Here is a 24873-nt window from a genome sequence, read left to right as displayed (position 1 = left end):
CTTTTTTGTTTGCGGAATTTTGAGTTTAAATTAATGAGTGATGATTGAGGATAAATGTATATTTTAGTTTATTCAAGTTTTGATATGTTGAATTAAAATAAAGAAATATGGAAAAAGGTTTTTACTCGATTGTTTTGCTTGTGTGTTTTTCTGCTTTGTGTTGTGCTCAAGAAGCTGTGGAAAAACCGGCTCTGCCAATGGGCAATGCTTTAGTTGGAGATTATTATGGAGAGGATGTTTCAGATGCTTTGATAAGCAAGGCGATTTAGGTTAGGCAATTAGAGAAAAATCTCGATGTTGCAAATAAAATTGAAAGTATTGCTGTTAGAGGGCAAGTGACGGATGTTTGTCCTAAAAGAGGTTGTTGGGTAAGTGTTAAAACAGAAGATGGGACATCTTTCTTTGTTAAAATGAAAGATTATGCCTTTTTTGTGCCAATGGCAGTAAAAGGAAAAAATGTTGTTTTAGAAGGAAGTGTAGAAAGAAAAGTAACATCTGTTGAAGAGTTAAAGCACTATGCGAAAGATGCTAAAAAGACAAAAGCGGAGATTGAGGCTATTAAAGCGCCGAAAGAAGAAATTCGTTTTTTGGCTAGTGGAATTAAAGTGGTAAACTAGTTTGAAAACTGTTTAAAAGGATTTTAGAAATTTAGCCGATTATGGCAGATGAATGTCGTTTGATTATTGATGAGATTGTTTGAGCTATGATGGAAACAAAAAAAAGCGAGATGGAAATCTCGCTTTTTTTTCTTGTGAATTACTTCCCTGGCTTAAGCAGGAAAACACTTTTGTATCTTTTTTTGATTTCTGCCAAATTTCTTTCGGCTTCTATTCTGGTTTTAAAGTTTCCAACAATTACTTTATAATTTGGAGTGTTGAAAATGATTGTTCCGTCAATATTGGAATTTTCTCTTTTGAAATCCGATAACGTTTTTTTTGCTTCATCGCTTTTACCGCTGAAGATTTGGATTCTGTAAGTGTCGTTTGTATTTATTGACGTGTTAATTTTTCGTTTCTCGTTTAGTAATTGCTCAAATTTAGGATCTTGATTCAGTGTTAAATTTTGGTCTTGAGCATTAATATTGTGCGCGAAAGCAATCGTTGTAATTGTTAATAAAAGGCTTTTTGAAGGACTTAAAATTCTCATAATGTGATGGTTTTTATGCAAAAATACTATTTAAAGTTTGAGTGTAAAATTTTAATATTATTTAGAATTGATATAAATTGATAATTAAGACTATTTTAAGGTTTTGAGAATAGCTCATAAGTCGTATTTTTGTGCAAGTTTTAAAAGAGGGTATAGGTTTTTGCTGGATTTAGTACAGAAAAAATCATACCAAAAATTAGTAGACAATTATTTATACTATATGAAAAAGGTGGGTAACCATAATTCGATCTCAAGAAAATTGCTGCTTGGCTTATCGCTAACGTTAATTTTCTCCCTAACTTCATTTGCTCAAGATGCTGCTGCTCCGGCGGCGCCTGAGGCTGCTGCGGCTGCTCCAGCTGCAGGAGGCGGTGATCCAGTAAAAGGGAAAGAACTTTTTAATGCAAATTGCGCTGCATGTCACAAATTAGATGCTAAATCAACAGGTCCAGCCTTAAGAGGCGTTGCTGATAAGCATGACAAAGCTTGGATTTACAAGTGGGTGCATAACAGTTCTGACATGATTAAGTCAGGTGATCCTGTTGCTGTTAAACTTTTTGAGGAAAATAACAAAGCTGTTATGACTTCGTTTCCTCAATTGTCTGAAGGAGATATTGATAATATTATAGCTTATACTTCTGAGCCTAAGGCTGAACCAGCTGCGGCTGTAGGAGGTGCTGCAACTCCTCCTGGAACAAATGTTCAGGATGGTGCTATTTCAAATAACATTATTTTAGGAGCTCTTGCTCTTGTAATGGCTATTTTAGTTGTGATGTTGTTCATGGTGAACAAGGTTTTAACTAAAGTTGCAAATAAAAACGGTATTGAGGTTGCTCCAAAAGAAGAAAGACTTCCGATTTGGAAAGCTTTCGCTAAAAACCAATTCTTGGTTTTAGTAACTGCAATCTTCTTGCTTTTGGCTAGTGGTTATTTTGTTTATGGATACTTAATGCAAGTAGGTGTAGATCAGAATTATGAGCCAATTCAGCCAATTCACTATTCTCACAAAATTCACGCTGGTGATAACGAAATCAATTGTAAATATTGCCACTCTGCTGCTCGTGTAAGTAAAACAGCTGGTATTCCTTCTTTAAATGTTTGTATGAACTGTCATAAAAACATTTCAGAGGTTGCTGAAACTACTGCTACTCCTGAGTATAGCAAGGCGTTCTACGATGCACAAATCCAAAAATTATATGATGCTGTTGGATGGGATAAGACTAAACAAGCTTATACTGGAAAAACAATGCCTGTAAAATGGGTTCGTATTCACAACTTGCCTGATTTCGTTTACTTCAATCACTCTCAACACGTTTCTGTTGCTGGTATTGAATGTCAAACTTGTCACGGACCAGTACAAGAATTTGAAATAATGAAGCAATACTCTAAATTAACAATGGGATGGTGTGTTGATTGCCATAGAAAAACTGATGTTAAGATGGAAGGTAATGCTTACTATGACAAAATTCATGCTGAACTTTCTAAAAAATACGGTGTAGAGAAATTGACTGCAGCGCAAATGGGAGGTTTAGAGTGTGGTAAATGCCACTATTAATCGATTTATTAAGATTTTAATATATATATACAATGTCATCAAACAAAAAATACTGGAAAAGTGTTGAGGAGCTAGAAAATAGCTCTATTGTTGAGGCGCTTAGAAATAACGAATTTGTTGAAGAAATTCCTACTGATGAATTTTTAGGTAATGCTGAGGCTTTAGCTACATCAGGAACTTCACGTCGTGACTTTTTAAAGTACGTAGGGTTTAGTACGGCGGCTGTAACATTAGCTGCTTGCGAAGGTCCGGTTCACAAGTCTATCCCTTATGTATTGCAACCAGAGCAAATCATTCCTGGTGTTGCGGATTATTATGCAACTACAGTTTTTGATGGATTTGATTTTGCTAATCTTTTGGTGAAAACTCGTGAGGGTCGTCCAATTAAAATTGAAAACAATACAATTGCTGGAGCTAAATTTTCTGCGAATGCTAGAATTCATGCATCTATCTTAGGTCTGTATGATAGCGCTCGTTTAAAAGAGCCAAAAGTAGATGGTCAAAATTCTTCTTGGTCAGCTGTAGATTTGAAAATCAAATCTAGTTTAGCAGATGCTAAAGCTAAAGGTGGTCAAGTAGTGTTATTAACTAATACTTTAGCAAGTCCATCTACAGAGAAATTAATTGGAGAGTTTATTGCAAAAAATCCAAACGCTAAGCACGTTGTATATGATGCAGTTTCTTCATCTGAAGCATTAGATGCTTTTGAAGCTGTTTATGGTCAAAGAGCTTTAGTTGATTATGATTTTTCAAAAGCTTCTTTAATCGTTTCTGTTGGAGCTGATTTCTTAGGAGACTGGCAAGGTGGAGGATATGATACTGGATATGCACAAGGACGTATTCCGCAAAACGGAAAAATGTCTCGTCACTTTCAGTTTGAATCAAACATGACATTGTCTGGAGCTGCTGCTGATAAGCGTGTTCCAATGACTGTAGCTGCTCAAAAGCAAGCTTTAGTTCAAATTTATAATATTGTTGTAGGTGCTTCTATTCCTGTAGCTTTAGAAGGAAACTTTAAAACTGAAGTAGTAAAAGCTGCACAACAGCTTAAAGCTGCTGGTTCAAAAGGAGTTTTAGTATCTGGAATTGAAGATAAAAATGCTCAATTATTAGTTTTAGCTATCAATCAAGTATTGGCTAGTGAGGCTTTTAGTACTGCTGGAGCAAGACAAATTAGAAAAGGATCTAATGCTGCAGTTGCACAGTTAATTAAAGATTTGAATGCTGGAAGTGTTCACACTTTAATTATGAGCGGAGTTAATCCTGTTTACACTTTAGCTGATTCAGCTTCTTTTGTATCTGGATTGAAAAAAGTTAAAACATCAGTTGCATTTTCATTAAAAGAAGATGAAACTGCATCAATTGTTTCGATTGCTGCGCCAGCTCCTCACTATTTAGAGTCTTGGGGAGATTTAGAGCTTACAAGTGGAACATATAGCTTAACTCAGCCTACAATCCGTCCTATTTTTAATACAAAACAATTTCAAGATATCTTATTGTCAGTAAACGGTACTGCTGGTACTTATTATGACTACTTAAAAGCAAATTCTGGTGCTTACACTGCAGGTGCTTCTTGGAATAAAGTTTTACACGACGGTGTTGCTGTTTTAGGAACTTCAGCATTATCTGGAGGAGCTATTGATGCTGCTACTGCTGCAAATGCTGTTGCAAGATCTAAATCTGCTGGTGAATTCGAATTAGTATTATATACTAAAACAGGATTAGGAGATGGACAACATGCTAACAACCCTTGGTTGCAAGAGTTTCCAGATCCAATCACAAGAGTTTCTTGGGATAACTATGTAACAGTTTCTAATGCTGATGCTAAAAAACTTGGTTTATCAAACGAAATTGTTGCAAACGGAGGTTTGAATGGTAGTTATGCTACTATTACTGTTGACGGAACTAAATTGGAAAATGTTCCAGTTATCGTTCAGCCAGGTCAAGCAGTTGGTACTTTAGGACTAGCTCTTGGATACGGACGTAAAGCAGCTCTAAAAGAAGAAATGCAAGTAGGTTTAAATGCTTACGCTTTATATAAAGGTTTCAATAATGTTCAATCAGTATCTATTATTAAAGCTGGAGGAGTACATGAGTTCGCTTGTGTTCAAGGTCAGAAAACTTTAATGGGTAGAGGAGATATTATTAAAGAAACTACTTTAGAAATATTCAATACTAAAGATGCTGAACATTGGAATGAAAAGCCAATGGTATCTTTAGATCACCAAGAAGTTGAGGCTACTACTGTAGACCTTTGGGAATCTTTTGATCGTACAACTGGTCACCACTTCAACCTTTCAATTGACTTAAATGCTTGTACTGGATGTGGAGCTTGCGTTATCGCTTGTCACGCTGAAAACAACGTTCCTGTTGTAGGTAAAGCAGAGGTAAGAAGAAGCCGTGATATGCACTGGTTACGTATCGATAGATACTATTCTTCTGAAAGCACTTTTGAAGGTGATAATGAAAGAAAAGAAGGAATTGCTGGTTTATCTAGTTCATTATCTACATTTAATGAAATGGAAAAAGCAGGAGATAATCCTCAAGTTGCATTCCAACCTGTAATGTGTCAACACTGTAACCACGCACCTTGTGAAACAGTTTGTCCTGTTGCTGCAACTTCTCACGGTCGTGAAGGCCAAAACCATATGGCTTACAACAGATGTGTTGGTACTCGTTACTGTGCAAACAACTGTCCATATAAAGTACGTCGTTTTAACTGGTTCTTATACAACAAAAACAGCGAGTTCGATTATCATATGAACGATGATTTAGGACGTATGGTTCTTAATCCAGACGTTAACGTACGTTCTCGTGGTGTTATGGAGAAATGTTCTATGTGTATCCAAATGACACAAGCAACTAAATTGAAAGCTAAAAACGAAGGCCGTCCAGTTAGAGATGGTGAATTCCAAACAGCTTGTTCTAGTGCTTGTTCTTCAGGAGCGATGATATTTGGTGATGTAAATGATAAAGAAAGTAAAGTTGCTAAATTAGCTACTGACGAAAGATCATACCACTTATTAGAGCATGTAGGTACAAAACCTAATGTGGTTTACCATGTTAAAGTTAGAAATACTTAGTAAAATTATTAATTAAGAAACAATATAAAGGATTATGTCGTCTCACTACGAAGCACCCATTAGAAAACCTTTAGTTATTGGTGATAAATCTTATCACGATGTAACTGTAGATGTAGCTGCACCTGTTGAGGGGCCTGCAAACAAGCAATGGTGGATTGTATTTTCAATCGCATTAATAGCCTTCCTTTGGGGGTTAGGTTGTATAATTTACACCGTATCTACCGGTATCGGAACATGGGGATTAAATAAAACAGTTGGCTGGGCTTGGGATATTACTAACTTCGTTTGGTGGGTTGGTATTGGTCACGCCGGAACATTAATTTCTGCGGTATTATTACTTTTCCGTCAACGTTGGAGAATGGCCATCAACCGTTCTGCTGAAGCTATGACTATTTTCTCAGTAGTTCAAGCAGGTCTTTTCCCAATTATTCACATGGGACGTCCATGGTTAGCATACTGGGTATTACCTATTCCAAACCAATTTGGATCGTTATGGGTAAACTTTAACTCACCTTTACTTTGGGACGTATTCGCGATTTCAACGTATCTTTCAGTATCATTAGTTTTCTGGTGGACTGGTTTATTACCTGACTTTGCAATGCTTCGTGATAGAGCTATTACACCATTTAATAAAAGAGTTTATTCTATCCTAAGTTTTGGATGGAGCGGTAGAGCAAAAGACTGGCAACGTTTTGAAGAAGTATCTTTAGTATTAGCTGGTTTAGCTACTCCACTTGTACTTTCTGTACACACGATTGTATCTATGGACTTTGCTACTTCTGTAATTCCTGGATGGCATACAACAATTTTCCCTCCATACTTCGTTGCTGGAGCGGTTTTCTCTGGATTCGCGATGGTAAACACATTGCTTATCGTTATGAGAAAAGTATCTAACCTTGAAGCATACATCACATTACAGCATATCGAGTTAATGAACATCATTATCATGATTACTGGATCTATCGTAGGTGTTGCTTACATCACTGAGTTATTCGTAGCTTGGTATTCAGGTGTAGAATATGAGCAATATGCATTCTTAAACAGAGCTACTGGACCTTACTGGTGGGCATATTGGTCAATGATGACATGTAACGTGTTCTCTCCTCAGTTCATGTGGTTCAAAAAATTAAGAACAAGTATCATGTTCTCATTCATCATTTCGATTGTTGTAAACATCGGTATGTGGTTTGAAAGATTCGTAATTATTGTTACTTCTTTACATAGAGATTACCTTCCATCTTCTTGGACAATGTTCTCACCAACATTTGTTGATATTGGAATTTTCATTGGAACAATTGGTTTCTTCTTTGTATTGTTTTTATTATACTCTAGAACATTCCCTGTAATTGCTCAGGCAGAGGTTAAAACAATTTTGAAAGGAACAGGAGATAATTACATTAGAGAAAGAGCAAACAGTAAAGATTCACATCATGAGTAATAAAGTTATATACGCCATTTATAATGACGATGACGTTTTGATGAATGCAGTAAAGAAAACTAGAGCTGCTCATCATCATATTGAAGAGGTTTTTACTCCATTCCCGGTTCACGGATTGGATAAAGCCATGGGACTAGCACCAACAAGATTAGCAATATGTGCTTTTTTATATGGATGTGTTGGTATTTCTGTTGCAACTACAATGATGGGATACATCATGATTCATGACTGGCCGCAGGATATTGGAGGTAAACCAAGTTTTAGTTTTATCCAAAATATGCCATCTTTCGTGCCAATTATGTTTGAGATGACTGTATTCTTTGCAGCTCACTTAATGGTAATTACTTTTTACATGAGAAGTAGATTATGGCCTTTTAAAGAAGCTGAAAACCCAGATGTAAGAACAACTGATGACCACTTTTTAATGGAGGTTGCTGTAAATGATAACGAAGCTGAGTTAGTTTCTTTCTTTGAAGGAACTGGAGCTGTTGAAGTTAAAGTAATAGAAAAGAATTAATTGTAGCTATGAAAAGGATATATAAAATAACACTTTTAGTTGGTATAACTATTTTAGTTTCATCTTGCCACAATAATTCGGCACCGAACTATCAGTATTTCCCAAATATGTATGAGTCTGTTGCTTACGAGCCATATTCAGAAGCAAAAATATTTAAGGGAGGAAAAGAAGGACAGCTTCCTGTTGCAGGAACTATCAATAGAGGTTTTGAACCTTATGAATATGAAAATTCAACGGCTGGTTATGAATTAGCAAAAGCTAATTTAAAATCACCATTGACAGAAGAAGAGAAAAACTCTGGAAAAGGGAAAGAACTTTTCGAAATTTACTGTATCAGCTGCCATGGTGCAACTGGAAACGGTAAAGGTAAATTGGTTGAAAGAGAGAAATTTCTTGGAGTACCTAGCTATAAAGACAGAGAGATCACTGAAGGAAGTATTTTTCATGTTGAGACTTATGGTTTAAATGCAATGGGTTCACATGCAAATCAATTAAGTGCTCACGAACGTTGGTTAGTTGCTGACTATGTTCTGAAACTAAGAAGCCAATTATAATTGTTGAACAAACTGATCGTAATAGATATGTATACATTTTCAAGTAAATTAAAAACTTTTTCTATCATCTTAATGGCCGTTGGTTTATTAGGAATTGGGTATGGTTTTTTAAGTGCACCAAAAGATATTCAAGAAGTTGAAAAAATACTAGCTGCAGATGAACATGGTTCACATGGTGCTGCACATGAAGAAAAAGCGGAGGCATCTCACAAAGAAGCAGGTCATCATGAAGCTGCTGAAGCTGCACATGACGCTCACAAAGGAGCTGCACATACTGAAGTTTCTGGTGCAAATGAGCACGAAAAACATTTAGAGCACGTATTGCACCAATTGCAAAATAAGCCTTGGTCTGCTGTATATGTAGCTTGTATTTTCTTTTTACTGCTTTCAATGGGAGTTTTAGCTTTCTATGCTATCCAACAAGTTGCTCAAGCAGGTTGGTCTCCAGTTTTGTTTAGAGTTATGCAAGGTATCACAGCTTATTTACCGGCTGGTTCTGTTATCTTTTTTATCATCTTAGTTTTATGTGGATTGCACTTCAACCATATCTTTGTTTGGTTAGGTGAAGGTGTAACAGATCCTAAAAACGCTAATTATGATGCAATTATTGCTGGAAAATCTGGTTATTTAAACTTCCCTTTCTGGATTGTAAGAGCAGCTATCTTTTTATTAGGATGGAACTTATACCGTTATTACTCTAGAAAAAACTGTTTAGAGCAAGATGAGGCAAATGATGATCTTTACTACAAAAAGAACTTCAAAGCTTCTGCAGGATTCTTAGTATTCTTTATTGTATCTGAGTCTATCATGGCTTGGGATTGGATTATGTCATTTGACCCACACTGGTTTAGTACATTGTTTGCTTGGTATGTATTTGCTTCTTTCTTTGTAAGTGGTATTACAACTATTGCATTAGTAACAATTTATTTAAAATCAAAAGGATATTTAGAGTATGTAAATACAAGTCATATCCATGATTTAGCTAAGTTTATGTTTGGTATTAGTGTATTCTGGACTTATTTATGGTTCTCTCAATTCATGTTGATTTGGTATGCTAACATTCCAGAAGAGGTAACTTATTTTGTAACAAGAATTCAATTATATAACCTTCCTTTCTTCGGAGCGGTTGTTATGAACTTTGTTTTCCCATTATTAATACTAATCAATACTGACTTCAAACGTCTTAACTGGGTTGTTGTAATGGCAGGTATTGTAATATTATTAGGTCATTATGTTGATTTCTTTAATATGATTATGCCTGGTACAGTAGGAGACAAATGGTTTATTGGAGTTCCTGAAATTGCATCGATTCTTTTCTTCTTAGGTTTATTTATATTTGTTGTATTTACTGCATTAACTAAGTCTCCTTTGCTTGCAAAAAGAAATCCTTTCATCGAAGAAAGTAAACATTTTCATTATTAATATTTAAAGAAGTAAACAGATGACAAGTTTGTTGGTAATTATAGTTTTAGTTTTATTAGCGGTTGCATTATGGCAATTGACGAAGATATTTGATCTTACTCAGGTGGGATCGTCTTCTGATGATTCTCAGGTTGCATCAGATAATGACAATAACGTTCAGGGATATATTATGTTTGGCTTTTTAGCTTTCATATATATATTTACGATTTATGGTTTACTAAAATGGGGTAATTTGGTACTTCATACTCCTGCTTCTGAGCACGGTGGTTTAGTAGATAATTTAATGAATATTACTTGGGTTTTGATCTTTACAGTTCAAGTTATTACGCAAGGTTTGCTTTACTGGTTTTCTTTTAAAAACAGAGGAAACAAGGATAGAAAAGCATTATTCTTTGCTGATAGTAATAAACTAGAAGCAATCTGGAGTATTATTCCATCTGTTGTTTTAGCTTGTTTGATTCTTTATGGATTATATGCTTGGAATAACATTATGTTTGTTGATAAAGATGAAGATGTAATCGAAATCGAATTATACGCTCAACAATTTAAATGGACAGCTAGATATGCTGGACAAGACAATGTTTTAGGTAAAGCTAACGTACGTCTAATTGAAGGAGTTAATACATTAGGAGTTGACATGTCTGATCCTAATGCTCAAGATGATATTGTAGTTTCAGAATTACACATTCCAAAAGGAAAAAAAGTTCACTTTAAAATGCGTTCTCAGGATGTATTGCACTCTGCTTACTTTCCTCACTTTAGAGCACAAATGAACTGTGTTCCAGGTATGGTTACTGAATTTGCTTTTGTTCCAACTTATACTACTGCAGAATATAGAGAGTTGCCATTTATGGTTGAAAAAGTTGCACACATCAACAAACTTAGAGCTGAAAAAAGTGCTGAGTTAGTTGCAAAAGGAGGTACAGCTTTGGATCCTTACACATTTGATTATTTATTATTATGTAATAAAATTTGTGGAGCTTCTCACTATAACATGCAAATGAAAGTTGTAGTTGATTCTCCAGAGGATTACAAAAAATGGTTAAGTGAGAAAACTACTTTAGCTCAAGATATTAAAGCGGCTGCTGCTGCTGAAAAACCAGCTGAAGGAGCTGCACCAACTACAGATACTGCTGCAAAAGTAATTGACACTGTTAAAACTGTTGTCGATACTGTTAAAGCGGCTGTAGCTAAAGTTGCGATGAAATAATATTATTAAGAAAATTTAAAGTACAAATATATGTCAGCAGAAGCGCACGGTCACGATCACGGACACGATCACGAGCACGAACATCATCATAAAGACACGTTCATTACTAAATATATTTTTAGTATTGATCACAAAATGATTGCTAAACAATACTTGATTACTGGTATTGTTATGGGAGTAATTGGGATTGCAATGTCCTTGCTTTTTAGAATGCAATTAGCGTGGCCAGAAGAGTCTTTCAAAATATTTAATGTTTTATTAGGAGATAAATTTGCACCTGATGGTGTAATGGCAAATGATATTTATCTGGCTTTAGTTACAATTCACGGTACCATTATGGTATTCTTTGTACTGACGGCAGGTTTAAGTGGAACGTTTAGTAACTTATTGATTCCGCTTCAAATTGGAGCACGAGATATGGCATCTGGATTTATGAATATGATTTCATACTGGTTGTTTTTCTTATCTGCAGTTGTAATGTTATGTTCATTATTTGTTGAAGCTGGACCAGCATCTGCAGGATGGACAATTTACCCTCCTTTAAGTGCATTGCCACAAGCAATTCCAGGATCAGGAACAGGTATGACATTATGGTTAGTATCTATGGCTATTTTCATCGCATCTTCTTTGATGGGATCTTTAAATTACATTGTTACTGTACTTAACTTAAGAACTAAAGGAATGTCTATGACAAGACTTCCTCTTACAATCTGGACATTTTTCGTAACAGCTATTATTGGTGTTATTTCATTTCCAGTTTTATTATCTGCAGCTTTATTATTGATTTTTGATAGAAGTTTTGGTACTTCATTCTTCTTATCTGATATCTATATTGCAGGAGAGGTCTTACACTACCAAGGAGGTTCTCCAGTATTGTTTGAGCACTTATTCTGGTTCTTAGGTCACCCTGAGGTTTACATTGTAATCTTACCAGCGATGGGTCTTGTTTCAGAAATTATGGCAACAAATGCTCGTAAACCAATTTTCGGTTACAGAGCGATGATTATGTCAGTTCTTGCAATTGCATTCTTATCAACTATCGTTTGGGGTCACCACATGTTTATTTCAGGTATGAATCCTTTCTTAGGATCTGTATTTACTTTTACAACTTTATTGATTGCAATCCCTTCTGCTGTAAAAGCATTTAACTGGATTACAACTTTATGGAAAGGTAACTTACAATTTAACCCTGCAATGTTATTCTCTATCGGAATGGTTTCTACATTCATCACTGGAGGTTTAACAGGGATTATTTTAGGAGATAGTACACTAGATATTAACGTTCACGATACATACTTCGTAATTGCTCACTTTCACTTAGTAATGGGTATCTCTGCACTTTACGGAATGTTTGCTGGTATTTACCACTGGTTCCCTAAAATGTACGGAAGAATGTTAAACAAAAACTTAGGTTATATTCACTTCTGGGTAACTGCAGTTTGTGCTTATGGAGTTTTCTTCCCAATGCACTTTATCGGATTAGCTGGTTTACCAAGACGTTACTATACAAATACTAACTTCCCATTATTTGATGATTTGCAAAATGTGAATGTTTTAATTACAACATTTGCTCTTGTAGGAGGTGCATTTCAGTTAGTATTCTTATACAACTTCTTTAGCAGTATTTTCTACGGTAAGAAAGCAGTTCAAAACCCATGGAAATCTACAACTTTAGAGTGGACAACTCCAGTTGAACATATCCACGGTAACTGGCCAGGAGAAATTCCTCACGTATATCGTTGGCCGTATGACTACAGTAACCCTAATCATGATGTAGATTTTGTTCCTCAAAATGTACCAATGAAAGAAGGTGAAGAAGTTTTACACCACTAAAAAATAATTAAAGGCTGTCAGAAATGACAGCCTTTTTTGTATAGTTAAAATTTTAATCGTTCAGATTAACTGTTTTACAAACTGATTAGTTTATATATCTTTGTGGGATGAATGAAAATCTAGATCCTACTACTAAAGGATATAACTCAGAAGAGTTAGATCTTGAAAAAAGATTGCGTCCGCTGTCATTTGATGATTTTGCTGGACAAGATCAAGTTTTGGAAAATTTAAAAGTCTTTGTTGCTGCTGCTAATCAGCGTGGCGAAGCACTCGATCATGCACTTTTTCATGGCCCTCCTGGTCTTGGGAAAACTACTTTGGCAAATATATTGGCAAATGAACTTCAGGTTGGTATTAAAATTACTTCTGGTCCTGTATTGGATAAGCCTGGTGATTTGGCTGGTTTGCTAACTAACTTAGACGAAAGAGATGTTTTATTCATTGATGAGATCCATCGATTAAGTCCAGTTGTTGAGGAGTATTTGTATTCGGCAATGGAGGATTTCAAGATTGATATTATGATTGAATCGGGACCAAATGCAAGAACGGTTCAAATCAATTTAAATCCTTTTACTTTGATTGGGGCGACAACTAGATCAGGATTATTAACTGCTCCAATGCGTGCACGTTTCGGGATATCTTCTCGATTGCAATATTATACAACTGAACTTTTAACCACTATTGTTGAAAGAAGTGCTTCTATATTAAAAATGCCTATTGATTTAGAGGCAGCTATTGAAATTGCAGGAAGAAGCCGTGGAACTCCTCGTATCGCAAATGCTTTGCTAAGAAGAGTTCGTGATTTTGCCCAGATTAAAGGAAATGGAAGAATAGATATAGAAATTTCAAGATATGCCTTAAAAGCACTTAATGTAGATGCGCATGGTCTTGATGAAATGGATAATAAAATATTGCTGACGATTATTAATAAATTCAAAGGAGGTCCGGTTGGACTTTCAACCTTGGCCACGGCGGTTAGTGAAAGCAGTGAAACCGTTGAAGAAGTATATGAACCTTTTTTAATTCAAGAAGGATTTATCATGAGAACACCTCGAGGAAGAGAAGTTACGGATAAGGCTTATAAACATCTTGGAAAAGTAAATACAAATACTCAAGGAGAATTATTTTAATACTAATAGAATGTCTATAAGTAAAAAATATAATTATCCGCCAAAGCTCTCTATTTTAAGATTTTTTGTGGATGCTGAAGGAGTCCGTAGAAATCCGATACCGTATCATGAAAAATATTTCGAGCGGTTTGGAGACTCTTTTTCTATACGAATTGGAAAATCAAGACATATTATCTTGTCAAGAGATAATGACGTTGCTCAGTATATACTACAGAAAAATCAAAAGAATTATTATAAATCTAAATTCCAGTCTGTTTATCTTTCTAAATATTTAGGAAAAGGTCTTTTAACGGTTGATGGAGAATTTTGGCTCAAACAAAGAAGACTTATTCAGCCTGCTTTTCATAAGCAAAAAATGAATCAGTTGGTTGATAATATGAAGCTAACTATTGTTTCTGAGCTCAATGAAATTGTCACAGATAAAAAAGTAGATCTTTTTCCGATGATGAGCGAAGTAGCATTTAATGTTGTCGCTAAATCATTATTTCAATTTTCTATTGAAGAAGAAAAACTTAACCGAATAAAATATATTATTGAGGCGGTTCAGAATTTTCTAATTAAGGAAATTAGATTGCCACATAAAGCATGGTGGTTTTCAATTAGCGGTCAGGTAAAAAATCACCTTCAATTAGCGAAGGAAAATGATGCAATCATTAGAGGTATTATTGAAGAGAGAGTTGCTTCTCAAAATGAAGTGAATGATTTATTGAACATGCTTTTGGAAACTTGTTATGAAGATACTGGAGAGGGTATGTCTGTTGAACAATTAATAGATGAAATTAAAATTCTCTTTATTGCTGGACATGAAACAACGGCAAATGCTCTCACTTTTACATTGCAATTGCTCGGAAGCCATTTAGATGTCCAACAAAAAGTATTTGAAGAAATTCTTAAAGTTGAATCGGAAAGCGATGATGTTGTAGAACAGCTTCAGAAAATGACATATATAAATGCAGTTTTGAATGAGTCAATGCGTTTGTATCCGCCTGCTTGGATTACAGACAGACAAAATGTAGAGGACGATTCTTTAGGTGAGTTTAATATAAAAAAAGATACTTTAATTGGTGTTTCTTTTTATGAGTTGCATCGAAATCCAAAATATTGGGATAATCCAGAAGAATTCAATCCGGATCGTTTTTTAGGGGAACAGAAAAAACATTCTATGCAATATTTTTATCCCTTTGGAGCAGGACCAAGAATGTGTATTGGTGCTGGTTTTGCTATTTATGAAATGTGTTTGGCAATTTCCCATATTATTAAAAAATATAAAGTTGTTTCAGTAAGAAATACGGTCAATTTTAATCCTTTGATTACCTTAAAACCTGTTGATGTTGAAGTTGTTTTTTCTGAAAGGTGATGATTAATTCTAAAGAAAAATATTCGAAGTTTATAAAAGAAGAAGCCAAAAGACTTGGTTTTCTTTCTTGTGGTATTTCTAAAGCAGGTTTTTTAGAGGAAGAAGCGCCGCGACTTGAAAATTGGTTAAAGAATAATCGGAATGGTCAGATGACTTACATGGAAAACCATTTTGACAAACGTTTAGATCCGACTTTATTGGTTGATGATGGTAAAAGTGTTGTGTCGCTTTTACTGAATTATTATCCAGATTCTTTTCAAAATGACGAAAGTTTTAAGATTTCTAAATATGCCTACGGACAAGATTATCATTTTGTGATCAAAGATAAACTGAAAGAACTTCTTCATTCTATTCAAGAAAATATTGGTGAAGTTTCTGGACGTGCTTTTGTCGATTCTGCACCGGTTTTGGATAAAGCTTGGGCGGCCAAAAGCGGTTTGGGTTGGATTGGAAAAAATAGTAATTTGATTACTCAAAAAGTTGGCTCATTTTACTTCATAGCCGAACTTATTATTGATTTAGAATTAGAATATGATCATGCTGTAACAGATCATTGCGGCAGTTGTACCGCTTGTATTGATGCCTGTCCCACGCAGGCAATTGTAGCTCCCTATATTGTAGATGGAAGTAAATGCATTTCGTACTATACCATCGAATTAAAAGAAAATCTTCCCGAAGAAATGAAAGGAAAATTTGATGAATGGATGTTTGGCTGTGATACTTGCCAAGATGTTTGTCCATGGAATCGATTTTCTAAACCGCACTCGGAGCCTTTGTTTAATCCGAATCCAGATTTGCTTTCTTTTACTAAAAAAGACTGGTTAGAGATTACAGAGGAAACTTTCCGAACAGTCTTTAAAAATTCACCTATCAAGAGAACAAAATTTGACGGACTAAAACGTAACATCAAGTTTTTGCAATAGCATATCAACGTTTGTTTTGTTTATATTGTTGGTTTTCAGTGCTTTTTATTGAAAGTGTCATTTCCTATTTCATCGTTTTTATTTCCTACGTTTAATTACTTATTTGTCAATAAATTCTGTAAGAACTTTTGATTATTGCAAATATTTAAGAAAATTCAACTGTTTTATTGCTAAATGTTTATAGAATTTTGATTTTAAAGTGATGAACAATTGTTAAAAACGGTTGTTTAACGAGTTTATGTGCACTTTGTCGGAATAATGAGGATAGTTGTCGTTCCTAGATATACTTTCGCGCTTTCCAAATCTACTTAATTTAAAACCAGAAAGACTTTTTTAGTCTTTATTTACTATATGACAATGGTCTACATAATGCCTTTTTTGTATGTAAGTCTTAAAAAAACTATTTCTAGTTTTTTTAAATCCATTTTCTATTTTTTCACGTATCTCATCAAGATGCAAAAAACGATCATCCGTTTTTTAGCGTCCAAAATTTCTGTTCCACAAACTCAAGTTGTCTATGCGTAACTTTACTTTTTGTAAGTCTGGATTTTCTAGACTAATTTTTCTTATTGTTTTTTTATTACTAACTGCACACAGTGCTTCTGCTCAGTTTTTTACAAAACATTACATAGCACCAGCACCATGGCAGTATTTTAGTAGAGCAAATGAAATTATAATTGCGACTAATTCAACTACCCCTGTTAGTTTTACAATAACTAAAAGTGATGGTAGTGCTGTAAGTTTAACAAAAGATGGTACATCTATTAGTTCAAATTCTCTTACTACTGTTAAAGGAACTCCAGCGGTTTATAGATTCGTGGGAGACCCAAATACCGATGCTTTAACTTATAACAGTGCTGGTACAGTTTATAATGATAGAGGTATAATAGTTACAAGTACTACTAGCGGAGGAGCTATTTCAGTAAATTTAAGAAATATTGCGTCAGACGCAATAGGAGGTGGTGGAGATTCTAGAATTAAAGGTAATGCATCATTAACTAGTTTTGGTGATGCTGGGATAGGTGTAGAATTTCGAGTTGGGTATTATCGTAATATGGGAACATCAGACCAAGAGCGACCTTTTTACAGTGTAATGGCAATTGGTAATAATACGCAAGTAAAAGTAAATGGGAGTGTAGCAACAACATTAAAAGCTGGACAAAGTTATTTGTTTAATGCTGCGATCGGCTCTTTGGTTGAGTCATCTGGACCTGTTGTAATGAATACAGGAGTACGAATAGATACTCCAGAGGCATGCGGTGATGGAACTTTTGATCAACTGCCTCCAACATCTGTTTTAGGTACGGAATATTTTCTTGAAAGAGGGAAAGGTAATAATACTGCAGAGCAAACTACTGTTGTAGTGACGAAAGATAATACTGTACTGACAATAACCACTTATGGAACTAACGGAAATGTAGTAGGCTCTCCAATAGTCACTTCGTCACTAAATGCGGGGCAGTCTTATACTTTTAGAAACGGAGTTTCTGGTACGGCATTTACTTCGTCAAGAATTTCTGCAACTAATAATGTTGCGGTTTATTCTGGTACAGCTGATGGTTGTGAAGTTGATATTTCTACAATTGCACCAGTTTCGGAATGTGGAGGGTCTAATTTTGTTGAGACTTCTGCATTTAAAGGATATACCAATGCTTCATTAGATTATTTTGGTTATGTATTGTTAAAAAGTGTTTCGAATAAAGTTTTCATTAATGGCACTGATTTGGAACAGACTCTTCATACTACTCGACGTCAATTAGGGACGACAGGTTGGTACATAATTGACTTTACTAGGGATCAAATTGGAAATCCTAATACAATTTCCCTTAATAGTGATTCAAAGCTTACGGTTTCTATAGCGCAACAAGGTAACGGTTATTCAATGGCCGCTTTTTTTTCAAATTTTGCACAGCAGCCGTCAGCGCCTAAAGAAACTTATATCGGTGTAGCTGGTTGCCTAAAACAATCGGCAAAATTAACGACAGATGCAAACTTTGCACCATATCAATGGCGTTATAATGGAACGGTTATTCCAGGAGAAACTTCAAATACCATAACTGTTACCAAGACGGGTTCATACACTGTAACATCAACATTATCTTGTGGAGTTAGTTCACAATCTACTCCTATTACAGTTACACTTTGTAGTGATGTTACTGTAGAAAATTCAGTTAATGTTTCTAGTCAGTGTGTGGGTTCAGACGTTGTTTTTACTGTAACCGCTAAAAATTTAGGACCTTCCAATGCAGAAGGTGTTTCGGTCACAGACAAACTTCCTTCAGGTTATACCTATGTTTCTTCGGTAGCTTCAAAAGGAACTTCGTACGATAACACTTCAGGAATATGGACAATTTCTGGTTTAGATAGTGGTGCAAGTGCAGTATTGACAATAACTGCTACAGTTAAAGATACAGGGGCTTATTCTAATACCGCAACTATTACATCATCTAATGTGGATGATCCTACAGGTAATAATACTGCTACAGCTATGATAACAGCAAATACTCTACCAGTTGCAGCTACTCTTGCTGCAAATAGTCCTGTCTGTTCAGGATCAAATGCTGTTTTTACAATATCAGGAACATCAGGAAATGCTGTGACTTATACAGGGGCTGCTTCTGGAACGGTCACAATAGGATCTGATGGAAAAGCTATAGTTACGGTGTCAAATGTAACTTCAAATAGTACTTTAAATTTAACTAACGTAAGCAATGGAACTTGTAGCCGAGCATTAGCTGTTAGCGCTACAGTAACAGTAAATCCACTACCTGCAACACCAACAATTTCTGCTGCGTCAACAGGCACAACATTCTGTTCAGGAGGTAGTGTTGTACTGACATCATCTGCAGGATCTGGAAACCAGTGGTATAAAGATGGAGTTGCGATTCCAAGTGCAACAAATAAAACTTATAGTGCGACAACGAGCGGTTCATATACAGTTACAACTAATAACGGAAACTGTACAAGTGTAGCATCTGCAGGTACAGTAGTAACAGTAAATTCATTACCAGTTGCTTTATCGTTAACAGGAAGTACAATTTGTGTTTCGCCAGGAGGAAATGGAACAATTTCTTCATCAACTTCAGCTAATGGAGTTAATTATCAATTATATGATTCTAGTAATGCAACTGTTCAATCTGCAAAAACTGGAAATGGTTCTGCATTAGAATGGAGCAATCTTTCTGCAGCAAATGGATATTATGTTATTGCTACTAATACATCGAACTGTACTTCAAAAAGTAATGTAGTTAATGTAACAACGAATCCTAATCCAACGATTTCGATTGGAGGGATATTAACAGCGTGTTTAACAACTACTTTAACCACAACAACAAATGCAAATTCACCAACTTATGTTTGGTATAAAAATAATGATATAATTTCTGGGGAAACTTCTTCTTCACTGGTTGTAAATTCTGATGGAGATTATAAAGTGAAAGTTAAAAATACAGTAACAGGTTGCGAGCAAACATCAGCTGTGTCTACAGTTAATGTTAGTGATACAGAAAAACCTGTAAAACCGACATTAGCAGATATTACAGGAGAATGCTCTGCTACAGTGACTGCTCCTACAACAACTGATAACTGTAAAGGAACAGTGACTGGAACAACAACAGATCCGCTGACATACAATGCTCAGGGAACTTACACGATTAACTGGAGTTTTAGCGACGGAAACGGAAACGTAGAAACAGCGACTCAGAAGGTGATCATTAAAGACACACAGAAACCTGTAAAACCGACATTGGCAGATGTTACGGGCGAATGCTCTGCAACAGTAACAGCTCCAACAACTACAGATAACTGTGCTGGAACGGTTACAGGAACAACTACAGATCCGCTGACATATAATGCTCAGGGAACTTACACGATTAACTGGAGTTTTAGCGACGGAAACGGAAACGTAGAAACAGATACTCAGAAGGTGATCATTAAAGACATGCAGAAACCTGTAAAACCGACATTAGCAGATATTACAGGAGAATGCTCTGCTACAGTGACTGCTCCTACAACAACTGATAACTGTAAAGGAACAGTGACTGGAACAACAACAGATCCACTGACATATAATGCTCAGGGAACTTACACGATTAACTGGAGTTTTAGCGACGGAAACGGAAACGTAGAAACAGCGACTCAGAAGGTGATCATTAAAGACACGCAGAAACCTGTAAAACCGACATTGGCAGATGCTACAGGCGAATGTTCTGTAACAGTAACGGCTCCGACCACAACTGATAACTGTAAAGGAGCAGTTACGGGAACAACTACAGACCCGCTGACTTATTCAGCACAAGGGACTTATACGATTAACTGGAGTTTTAGCGATGGAAACGGAAACGTGGAAACTGCAATTCAGAAAGTGATCATTAAAGATACTCAGAAACCATTAATTACTTGTCCATCGGCAGTGGTAGTTTCGGTTGATGCCAATTCATGCACAGCTTCAGGTGTTGCTTTAGGAACTCCTGTAACTTCAGATAATTGCACGGGCGCAGTCACGGTGACAAATAATGCGCCGACAAGTTTCCCAATTGGTAATACTACAGTGACTTGGACGGCAACAGATGCGGCAGGGAATACGCAGACCTGCATTCAGACAGTTAAAGTAATTGGAATCATTGAAGCAAATGACGATACGATCTCTGCATCAAATGGAGTATCTGGCGGAACTGTTATTTCTAATATTTTTGATAACGATGTGCTAAATTGTAATAAAGTAAATATTAATGATGTTGATGTTACTATAAATGGTTCATTGCCATCAGTACTAGATTTCAATAGTACGACAGGTACGGTTTCAGTTAAACCAAATACACCAACGGGGACTTATACTTTTGATTATTCAATTTGTGAAATTGCGAATAATGGAAACTGTAATTCGGCTACTGTAACTGTTAAAATAGTAAATGATCTAGCGGCTGTTAAAGATGATTTCGGAACAAAATCTTCAGGATCTACGGCAGCAGTTGTCGGAAATGTAAAAACAAACGACACTTTAGACGGAGCATTCGTTACGTCTGGAAATACAGTCGTTACAATAGATTCATCAGGGCCATTAAGCGTTGATGCAGACGGAGACGTAACTCTAGCGGCAAACACGCCAAGCGGAACTTACAGCATTACTTATGAAATCTGTGAGAAATCTGCGAATCCATCAAACTGTAAAACAGCAGTTGCGGAAGTTAAAGTTGTAAATACAATAGACGCAGTGCTAGATACTATTGATCCAATTAATGGAAATATTGGTGGAACAACAGTATCTCTAATAGGAAATGATACATTAAATGGAAAACAAGCTGCAATTGGAATCAATTCTGGAGAAGTTGCAATAAATATTGTTGGCACTTTGCCATCAGGATTGACATTAAATGCAAGTGGAACTATTACTGTTGCACCAAACACTCCAAAAGGGAATTATAATATAGAGTATAGAATCTGCGAAATAGGTGTAGTTCCTTCTAACTGCGATTCAGTAACTATTACCGTACCGGTTACGGCAGGAAACCTTGTTGCAAATGCAGATGAAATCACATCAGTTTTAGGATCGAATGTTCCTCAGACATTAGGAAAAAATGTTTTTGATAATGACACAAAAAATGCTCAGCCATTAAATCCGTCAGATGTTACGCTTAAAACTACAGCGGCAGATCCAAAAGGATATCTGAGTGTAGATGCAAACGGAAATATTGTTTTAGGAGCTAATCCTCCAGCGGGAGATTATGAGCTGACTTATGAAATCTGCGAGAAACTGAATCCAGACAACTGCAGTTCAAATACTGTGAAAGTTACAGTTGGTTTGCCGGTAATCGATGCAGTTGAAGATGTGATAGCTTCAATAAATGGAAATATCGGAGGAAAAACAATAGCATTAACAGCAAATGACAAATTGAAAGGAAATGCAATTGTGGTTGGAACAGCAGCGGGAGAAGTTAAATTTGAAATTATCGGAACGCTTCCTTCAGGATTAACTTTAAATTCAGATTATACGATTACAGTTGCGCCAAATACGCCAAAAGGAAATTACAATGTAGAATATAAAATCTGCGAAAACACTAATCCAACAAACTGCGATTCAGTAACTATCACAGTACCTGTAACAGCAGGAAACCTTGTGGCAAATGCAGATGAAATTCCATCAGTTTTAGGATCGAATGTTCCTCAGACATTAGGAAAAAATGTTTTTGATAATGACACAAAAAATGCTCAGCCATTAAATCCGTCAGATGTTACGCTTAAAACTACAGCGGCAGATCCAAAAGGATATCTGAGTGTAGATGCAGACGGAAATATTGTTTTAGGAGCTAATTCTCCAGCGGGAGATTATGAGCTGACGTATGAAATCTGCGAGAAACTGAATCCAGACAACTGCAGTTCAAACACTGTGAAGGTAACAGTTGGTACGCCAATAATTGATGCAGTTGTAGATGTAATAACTCCAATTAACGGAAATATTGGAGGAACGACAATTTCATTGACAGCAAATGACAAGTTAAACGGAAGCCCAATCACAGTTGGAACAGCACCGGGAGAAGTTAAGTTTGAAATTATAGGAACGCTTCCGACAGGATTGACATTAAATTCAGATTATACAATTACTGTTGCGCCAAATACGCCAGCAGCAGATTATAATGTAGAATATAAAATCTGTGAAAATACAAATCCAACAAATTGTGATTCGGTAATTACAGTAGTGAAAGTTACAGGTGGAAACCTTGTAGCAAATGAAGATTTAGTGCCATCGGCAGTTGGAGTAAATGTTCCGCAGAAAGTAATCAACGTTTTTGAGAATGATACTAAAGATGGAAATAAATTAACTCCATCAGACGTAGATCTTAAAGTAACTCAAGCTGATCCAAAAGGATATTTAACGGTAGATACAGATGGAAATGTTGTACTAGCACCTAGTGCACCTGCAGGTGAATATGAACTGACATATACAATATGCGAAAAATTGAATCCGAATAACTGTGATTCAAATACTGTAAAAGTTACAGTAGCAGAACCAAAAATGACAGTAGTTGCAAATAGCTATTGTTCAAACAATGTTCCATATGTTAATTATACAGTTTCGCCAGAAAATTTCACAGCAAATAATTTATTGACTGTTAAATGGATTGATAGCAATAATAATGTAGTGGCAACTCAGACCAATCTACCATTAAGCGGAAACATTTTATGGCCAGGAGCAGAGATTGACATTAACCAAAATGGAACAGATTGGCCAGGATGGATTTTAAATAACGGAATATGGTCAGAAGGAGCAGACGGATTTGAAGCTACTAGAAATGGAGTAAAAATTGAATTTTCATTAAATCCAACAGTTACCGTTTCTGTTGCTTATCCGCCAGCAACGCCAGATTGTAATGCACGTCCAACATTTAGCATTAAAGCAAATAATGACGAAGCGGGACCTGTAAATGTAAAGAAAGGAGCAGATGCTAACATTAATATTTTTGAAAATGACTTATTAAACGGAGCAAAAATTAAAGCTTCAGAAGTTGTTTTATCGGTTCCAGTAGTACATCCAAATATTACACTGAATGCAGACGGTTCAATCAACATTGCTGCAAATACAGCAGACGGAGTTTACGAACTGACATATCAGATTTGTGAAGCTGCAAATACATCAAATTGCAGTCAGGCAGTAATTAAAATTACAGTTGACAATGTTGCAGATCCAGCTCCGCCAACTACTAATGAAATTACTTTAAATAATGATAATGATGTTAGTGCAGACGGTATCAATGGTTCATTAGAATTTGTAAATGTTTTAGAAAATGATTTGATAAACGGACAGCCAATAAATCCTGCAGATGTTATAGTTAAACCTGTAACAGAAAGCCCATATTTTGAATGGAATGCTGACGGAACGGTAAATGTTAAGCCAAACACGCCAGGAGGAAATTATCCGTTGACTTATCAGGTTTGCGAAAAAGCTAATGGTACAAATTGTTCGACAGCTGTATTAAATGTTTTTGTTGAAGTGCCAGCTATTTCGGTTATCAAAACAGCAGTTTTCAATGACGAAAATAAGAGTGGTTTTGCAAATGCAGGAGAAACCATTACATACAAGTTTACAGTAACCAATACAGGAAATGTACCTCTAGTTGGAATTACAATAAACGATCCATTGCCAGGAGTGGTAGTTTCTGGACAAGCAATTAATTTGGGAGTGAACGAATCTAATGAAACGAATTTTACAGCAGTCTACAAAATCACTCAAGAAGATATTAATCGAGGTAGTGTGAGTAATCAGGCAACTGTAAAAGGAAGTAGTGTAAGAGGAGTTGTTGTCGAAGATCAGTCAGATGATGCAAGTAACAGCGGAGATAGTCCAACAGTTTTAGACTTAAACGGATGTTCTATTAAAGTAATGAATGCTTTCTCTCCAAATGGAGATGACAAGAATGCAAGATTCTACATTAGAGGAATTGAATGTTATCCAGATAATACGGTTGAAATCTATAACCGTTGGGGAGTTTTGGTTTTCAATATAGATCAGTATAATAATAACGATCGAGTGTTTGTTGGATATTCTAACGGACGTTCTACTATCAAACAAACAGATGGTCTTCCGGTTGGAACGTATTTCTATATCTTAAAATACAAAGATAGCGCTCAGAAGTCTCACCAAGAATCTGGTTACTTATACCTTAATAAATAAAATGGAATACGGCTTAGGTAAAGCTAAGCCGTTCTAA

14 protein-coding genes and 1 pseudogene are annotated in these 24873 nt (G+C 35.8%); 14 read left to right on the top strand and 1 reads right to left on the bottom strand.

All coding sequences use genetic code 11. The features are described from left to right. Positions 1-107: 107 nt before the first annotated feature. A complete protein-coding gene (locus JI750_RS22165; protein ID WP_369410000.1) occupies positions 108-269 on the top strand; it encodes a hypothetical protein in 162 nt (53 codons plus the stop codon). A 27-nt stretch (positions 270-296) separates the two neighbouring features. Then, a pseudogene (locus JI750_RS22160) lies at positions 297-617 on the top strand (DUF4920 domain-containing protein); the annotation flags it as partial. A 139-nt stretch (positions 618-756) separates the two neighbouring features. Here JI750_RS22160 and JI750_RS01935 read toward each other — a convergent pair. Continuing rightward, complete coding sequence (locus JI750_RS01935) at positions 757-1146, bottom strand: SPOR domain-containing protein (protein ID WP_201998610.1); 390 nt, start codon at positions 1144-1146, stop codon at positions 757-759. A gap of 220 nt (positions 1147-1366) precedes the next feature. Here JI750_RS01935 and JI750_RS01930 point away from each other — a divergent pair, with 220 nt between their 5' ends. From JI750_RS01930 to JI750_RS01875, 12 genes are all read left to right on the top strand, one after another. After that, positions 1367-2701: a c-type cytochrome gene (locus JI750_RS01930; RefSeq protein WP_201999755.1), complete on the top strand. Its 1335-nt coding sequence runs from the start codon at positions 1367-1369 to the stop codon at positions 2699-2701. Positions 2702-2733: 32 nt separating this feature from the next. Next, positions 2734-5784 carry a TAT-variant-translocated molybdopterin oxidoreductase gene (locus JI750_RS01925; protein WP_201998607.1) on the top strand — a complete coding sequence of 1017 codons (3051 nt, stop codon included), beginning with the start codon at positions 2734-2736 and terminating at the stop codon, positions 5782-5784. Positions 5785-5818: 34 nt separating this feature from the next. Next, on the top strand, positions 5819-7222 hold the full coding sequence (gene nrfD / locus JI750_RS01920) for an NrfD/PsrC family molybdoenzyme membrane anchor subunit (RefSeq protein WP_008466839.1): 1404 nt from the start codon (positions 5819-5821) through the stop codon (positions 7220-7222). Further along, positions 7215-7739 carry a DUF3341 domain-containing protein gene (locus JI750_RS01915; protein ID WP_008466841.1) on the top strand — a complete coding sequence of 175 codons (525 nt, stop codon included), beginning with the start codon at positions 7215-7217 and terminating at the stop codon, positions 7737-7739. Before nrfD ends, JI750_RS01915 begins: the two co-directional genes overlap by 8 nt. 8 nt (positions 7740-7747) lie before the next feature. After that, entirely contained in the window at positions 7748-8293 is a 546-nt protein-coding gene (locus JI750_RS01910) for a c-type cytochrome (protein ID WP_111379237.1), read from the top strand. Positions 8294-8320: 27 nt separating this feature from the next. Beyond that, complete coding sequence (locus JI750_RS01905; protein ID WP_201998605.1) at positions 8321-9715, top strand: quinol:cytochrome C oxidoreductase; 1395 nt, start codon at positions 8321-8323, stop codon at positions 9713-9715. 19 nt (positions 9716-9734) lie between these two features. Continuing rightward, entirely contained in the window at positions 9735-10925 is a 1191-nt protein-coding gene (locus JI750_RS01900) for a cytochrome c oxidase subunit II (RefSeq protein ID WP_111368032.1), read from the top strand. A gap of 30 nt (positions 10926-10955) precedes the next feature. After that, positions 10956-12758 (top strand): cytochrome c oxidase subunit I, encoded by a 1803-nt coding sequence (locus tag JI750_RS01895; protein WP_111368034.1) that lies wholly within the window; start codon positions 10956-10958, stop codon positions 12756-12758. Positions 12759-12865: 107 nt separating this feature from the next. Then, positions 12866-13888: a Holliday junction branch migration DNA helicase RuvB gene (ruvB, locus tag JI750_RS01890; protein ID WP_201998603.1), complete on the top strand. Its 1023-nt coding sequence runs from the start codon at positions 12866-12868 to the stop codon at positions 13886-13888. A 10-nt stretch (positions 13889-13898) separates the two neighbouring features. Then, the gene (locus tag JI750_RS01885; protein WP_201998601.1) at positions 13899-15245 is read left to right on the top strand and encodes a cytochrome P450; all 1347 of its coding nucleotides are present in this window, start codon (positions 13899-13901) and stop codon (positions 15243-15245) included. Continuing rightward, positions 15245-16168: a tRNA epoxyqueuosine(34) reductase QueG gene (gene queG / locus JI750_RS01880; RefSeq protein ID WP_201998599.1), complete on the top strand. Its 924-nt coding sequence runs from the start codon at positions 15245-15247 to the stop codon at positions 16166-16168. The genes JI750_RS01885 and queG overlap by 1 nt, the downstream gene beginning before the upstream one ends. Positions 16169-16685: 517 nt before the next feature. Then, a complete protein-coding gene (locus JI750_RS01875; protein ID WP_201998598.1) occupies positions 16686-24836 on the top strand; it encodes a T9SS type B sorting domain-containing protein in 8151 nt (2716 codons plus the stop codon). The last annotated feature ends 37 nt before the right edge of the window (positions 24837-24873 follow it).

The organism is Flavobacterium tagetis, from assembly GCF_016735615.1.
Taxonomy (GTDB): Bacteria; Bacteroidota; Bacteroidia; order Flavobacteriales; family Flavobacteriaceae; genus Flavobacterium; species Flavobacterium tagetis.
The sequence above is the reverse complement of the archived record's forward strand: the minus strand, read 5'-3'. Positions and strand labels throughout refer to the sequence as shown.

What these genes read in the sequence shown, in the direction of transcription:
- JI750_RS22165 (WP_369410000.1), top strand. Translation starts at nt 108, where the DNA reads ATGGAAAAAGGTTTTTACTCGATTGTTTTGCTTGTGTGTTTTTCTGCT.
- JI750_RS01935 (WP_201998610.1), bottom strand. Translation starts at nt 1,146, where the DNA reads ATGAGAATTTTAAGTCCTTCAAAAAGCCTTTTATTAACAATTACAACG.
- JI750_RS01930 (WP_201999755.1), top strand. Translation starts at nt 1,367, where the DNA reads ATGAAAAAGGTGGGTAACCATAATTCGATCTCAAGAAAATTGCTGCTT.
- JI750_RS01925 (WP_201998607.1), top strand. Translation starts at nt 2,734, where the DNA reads ATGTCATCAAACAAAAAATACTGGAAAAGTGTTGAGGAGCTAGAAAAT.
- nrfD (WP_008466839.1), top strand. Translation starts at nt 5,819, where the DNA reads ATGTCGTCTCACTACGAAGCACCCATTAGAAAACCTTTAGTTATTGGT.
- JI750_RS01915 (WP_008466841.1), top strand. Translation starts at nt 7,215, where the DNA reads ATGAGTAATAAAGTTATATACGCCATTTATAATGACGATGACGTTTTG.
- JI750_RS01910 (WP_111379237.1), top strand. Translation starts at nt 7,748, where the DNA reads ATGAAAAGGATATATAAAATAACACTTTTAGTTGGTATAACTATTTTA.
- JI750_RS01905 (WP_201998605.1), top strand. Translation starts at nt 8,321, where the DNA reads ATGTATACATTTTCAAGTAAATTAAAAACTTTTTCTATCATCTTAATG.
- JI750_RS01900 (WP_111368032.1), top strand. Translation starts at nt 9,735, where the DNA reads ATGACAAGTTTGTTGGTAATTATAGTTTTAGTTTTATTAGCGGTTGCA.
- JI750_RS01895 (WP_111368034.1), top strand. Translation starts at nt 10,956, where the DNA reads ATGTCAGCAGAAGCGCACGGTCACGATCACGGACACGATCACGAGCAC.
- ruvB (WP_201998603.1), top strand. Translation starts at nt 12,866, where the DNA reads ATGAATGAAAATCTAGATCCTACTACTAAAGGATATAACTCAGAAGAG.
- JI750_RS01885 (WP_201998601.1), top strand. Translation starts at nt 13,899, where the DNA reads ATGTCTATAAGTAAAAAATATAATTATCCGCCAAAGCTCTCTATTTTA.
- queG (WP_201998599.1), top strand. Translation starts at nt 15,245, where the DNA reads ATGATTAATTCTAAAGAAAAATATTCGAAGTTTATAAAAGAAGAAGCC.
- JI750_RS01875 (WP_201998598.1), top strand. Translation starts at nt 16,686, where the DNA reads ATGCGTAACTTTACTTTTTGTAAGTCTGGATTTTCTAGACTAATTTTT.